This is a genomic window from Aerococcus sp. L_32 (assembly GCF_050689315.1).
Genome location: NZ_JBOEQF010000797.1, coordinates 1 through 837 on the forward strand (window position 1 = coordinate 1; position 837 = coordinate 837).

Here is an 837-nt window from a genome sequence, read left to right on the forward strand (position 1 = left end):
TTCTTATTCTGGAGAGAATGCTGGATTAATTAAATGCATGGAAATATTGAAGCATAAGGAAGTGCCTATTATCAGCCTGACCAGCATTGGGGACAACACGATTGCACAGATGAGTGATTGCCGGTTGAATATTACGACTCGGGAAAAATTGTACTCCAAAATCGGTAACTTCACCTCTAATACCTCGATCATTTACCTACTTAACTTGCTTTATGCCATAGTCTTTGCCAAAGACTATGACGAAAACCTGGACCACATCATCACAGTCGGCAAGCATTTTGACCAACGAACCACAAGTGTTGATATTATGCGTGAAAACTAGACGAAACTTCGGAATAAAAACATGTCCTAAAGAATTTCCATAATCTGTAGGCTTATGCTTTCATTATCATTGACTTAGATGCAGTTGAACCGCCCTTAGCCGTGGCCTAAGGGCTTATCTGGCTATTCATTCTGTAAGGCTAAAGTCCAAAATAGAATCATATGTACCAGGCTTTCCAGAACCACCGCGAAGGCATGCTAGGAAAGCGCCAGCCTATTCTTGTTAGTTAGTTCTCACTTTTTAATCCTGGATTTAGGTATGATTTCCACGCATAGGGATACGACTAATGTAGGTTCATTGGTAAAAGCACTCTTTTATTGCCGGCGGGGAAAGCGCAGTTGTTTTCTCACGATACTGGTTGGGTGTTCTTTTTTAAAAGTAGTGAGTAATAATCATACAATTGCGCTACAGTTTGATCGATAAAGCTAGCTCTAATATCCGTTGGCAAATATATTTTAGCGCTAACAAAAAAAGTCGCCCTTTTTCAAGGACGACTTTCTTTGTTTCTATTAATT

General features: G+C 39.7%; 1 protein-coding gene. It reads left to right on the forward strand.

Translation table 11 applies throughout. The features are described 5' to 3' along the window. Positions 1 to 322 (forward strand): MurR/RpiR family transcriptional regulator (locus tag ACRCJ0_RS16545; protein ID WP_431391252.1); only part of this gene is annotated, 322 nt, incomplete at its 5' end. Positions 323 to 837 lie beyond the last annotated feature (515 nt).